Origin of the sequence: Frankia sp. AgKG'84/4, from assembly GCF_023242965.2 — a bacterium.
Classification (GTDB): Bacteria; Actinomycetota; Actinomycetes; order Frankiales; family Frankiaceae; genus Frankia.
Window position 1 is genome coordinate 1 of the sequence record NZ_JALKFU020001191.1, and the last position, 2,627, is coordinate 2,627.

General features: G+C 74.4%; 3 protein-coding genes and 1 pseudogene. All 4 read right to left on the reverse strand.

Translation table 11 applies throughout. The features are described from left to right. Window positions 1–221, reverse strand: a pseudogene (locus MXD58_RS28575) (carboxylating nicotinate-nucleotide diphosphorylase); the annotation flags it as partial. Continuing rightward, a complete protein-coding gene (locus MXD58_RS28580) occupies window positions 218–1,918 on the reverse strand; it encodes an L-aspartate oxidase (RefSeq protein WP_248839213.1) in 1,701 nt (566 codons plus the stop codon). The gene MXD58_RS28580 and the pseudogene MXD58_RS28575, both read right to left, overlap by 4 nt. Further along, window positions 1,915–2,418 (reverse strand): aspartate 1-decarboxylase, encoded by a 504-nt coding sequence (gene panD / locus MXD58_RS28585; RefSeq protein ID WP_248839214.1) that lies wholly within the window; start codon window positions 2,416–2,418, stop codon window positions 1,915–1,917. Before panD ends, MXD58_RS28580 begins: the two co-directional genes overlap by 4 nt. Before the next feature lie 2 nt (window positions 2,419–2,420). After that, window positions 2,421–2,627: pantoate--beta-alanine ligase (locus MXD58_RS28590; RefSeq protein WP_250611279.1), on the reverse strand; the 207-nt coding region annotated here is incomplete at its 5' end.

Here is a 2,627-nt window from a genome sequence, read left to right on the forward strand (position 1 = left end):
CGGCTGACCAGGGCGCCATGGCCGACGAGACCGGCGTCGACGGTCGCCGCCGAGGTGGCGTCGACCGCGCCGGGGCCGTCGCTGCCCGGCGCCGGCTCCGCCAGGCCCCAGCCGGGCAGGTCCTCGGCGAGGGCCCGGACGATCACGGCGGCGACGCTCTCGGGATCGAGACCGGCGATGACCAGGGCATTGCGGGTGGCGGGCGAGAGCCGGTCACTCATGACGCTGCTCCGATCGGTGCGGCGTGGATGGGCTCGACGTCGATGACGAGCTCGCCCTCGGGTCCGAGGCGGGTGAGGACGCGGCCGAGCCAGTGCTCGTCGTCGCGCTCGCCGAAGTCCTCCCGCCAGTGCGAGCCGCGGGTCTCCGTGCGTACGGCCGCCGCGGCGACCAGCGCCGTGGCGACGGTGCGCAGGTTCGTCATCTCCCAGGCTGGCGGGCCGGCGGTGACCGTCGCCCCGCTGACCCGCAGATCACCGAGGCCGGCGAGGACCTTGGCGGTCGCCCGCAGGCTGTCGGCGCTGCGCAGCACCCCGGCACCGTCGGTCATTGCCCTGGCCAGCTCGGAGCGCTCGGCCGGGTCGGTCAGCCCGCTGCCCCGACCGACGATGGGCGCGGCCGGTACCGCGTCGCCGCGCCGGGTCGCGCCGCCGGCGATGTGCTCGGCGATGCGGGCGGCGAAGACCAGGCCCTCCAGCAGGCTGTTCGAGGCGAGCCGGTTGGCGCCGTGCACCCCCGTGCAGGCCACCTCGCCGCAGGCGTACAGGCCGGGGACGGTGGTGCGCCCCCACAGGTCCGTGCGCACGCCGCCGGAGGCGTAATGGGCGGCCGGCGCGACCGGAATCGGCATGGTCACGGGATCCACGCCGATCGAGCGGCAACGGGCGGTGATCGACGGGAACCGGTGCTCGATGGTCGCCGCGCCGATCCCCCGCGCGTCGAGGAAGAGGTGGTCGACTCCCCGCGCGGCCATCACCCGCGACATCTGCTTCGTGACGATGTCGCGGGGGGCGAGGTCGGCGAGCGGATGGGCCCCCGCCATGACGCGGTTGCCGTCGGCGTCGACGAGGACGGCCCCTTCGCCGCGCATCGCCTCGCTGACCAGCGGCTGCTGGTCGCCGAGGCGTCCGGTCGCGTCCGCCGGCGGCAGCCACAGCGCCGTCGGGTGGAACTGGACGAACTCCAGGTCGGCGACGACCGCGCCGGCGCGCAGAGCGAGTGCGACCCCGTCGCCGGTGGACACCCCGGGATTGGTGGTCAACGCGAAGATCTGCCCCATCCCACCGGTCGCCAGCACCACCGCCGGCGCGGTGACCGCGCCGACACCGTCCTGGCTGCCCTCGCCGAGCACGTGCAGGGTCGCCCCGGCGGCGCAGCCGTCGGCGTCTAGCAGCAGGTCGAGGACGAGGGCGTTCTCGATCACCTCGATGGAGGGGTCCGCGCGCACCGCGGCGATCAGCGCGCGTTCGACCTCCAGCCCGGTGGCGTCGCCGCCGGCGTGGATGATCCGGTTGCGCAGGTGGCCGCCCTCGCGGGTCAACGCGAACGAGCCGTCGGCGGCCAGGTCGAACCGCGCGCCGAGCTCGGCGAGTTCCCGGACCCGCGCCGGGCCCTCGTCGACCAGCACCTGGGCGGCCTGCTCGTCGCAGAGCCCGACCCCGGCGATGAGGGTGTCCGTCAGGTGATCGGTGGGCGAGTCCTCCGCGGCCAGGGCCGCGGCGATGCCGCCCTGGGCCCAGCGGGTGGAACCGGCGTCCAGGCTCGCCTTGGTGACCAGCAGGACGCGGGCCGCGGGCAGCTCGCGGCGGGCCCGTAGGACGGCGGTCAGGCCGGCGATCCCCGAGCCGATGACCACGAGGTCCGCGGCGAGACTCCACCCCGGGCGGGGCGCGCCGAGCCGGCAGGGGAGCACGGTCACCGGGGGGCCATGGCTGTTCCGTTGGCGGGCATGGTCACGTTGGCGGGCATGGTCACGTTGGCGGGCATGATCGCGTTGATGGGCATCGCCGGGATGTCGCCCCGCAGGCTCGCCGGGTCGCCGGGCAGCGCCTCGGCCGGGTCGTTGCCGGTGCCGATGATCCGGTTCTCGGCGTCGACGAACAGCACCCGGGGGGCATAAGTGCGCGCCTCGGCGTCTTCCATGATCCCGTAGGCGATGATGATGACGAGGTCGCCCGGGTGGACCAGACGGGCCGCCGCGCCGTTGATGCCGATCACGCCGCTGCCCGCGGGGCCGGGGATCGTGTACGTCTCCAGGCGGGCGCCGTTGTTGATGTCGACGATCGTCACCTGCTCGCCGGGCAGCAGGCCCGCGGCGTCGAGCAGGTCGGCGTCGATCGTCACCGACCCCACGTAGTTCAGGTCGGCCTGGGTCACCGTGGCCCGGTGGATCTTGGCGGTGAGCATGGTGCGCAACACGATCAGACTCCCGGACAGTCGGCGGTCAGAACGAGCGAGAGGTTGTCGATCAGACGGGTGGTTCCCACCCGGGCGGCGACGAGCAGCAGCGCTGGTCCGGCGGTGACCGGCCCCAGATCATCGGAGCCGGCCAGTTCCAGGTAGTCGACGTCGACGCCGGCGGCCGCGTCGAGCACGGCCGCGTCCGCCAGGTTGAACTCGGCGAGCAG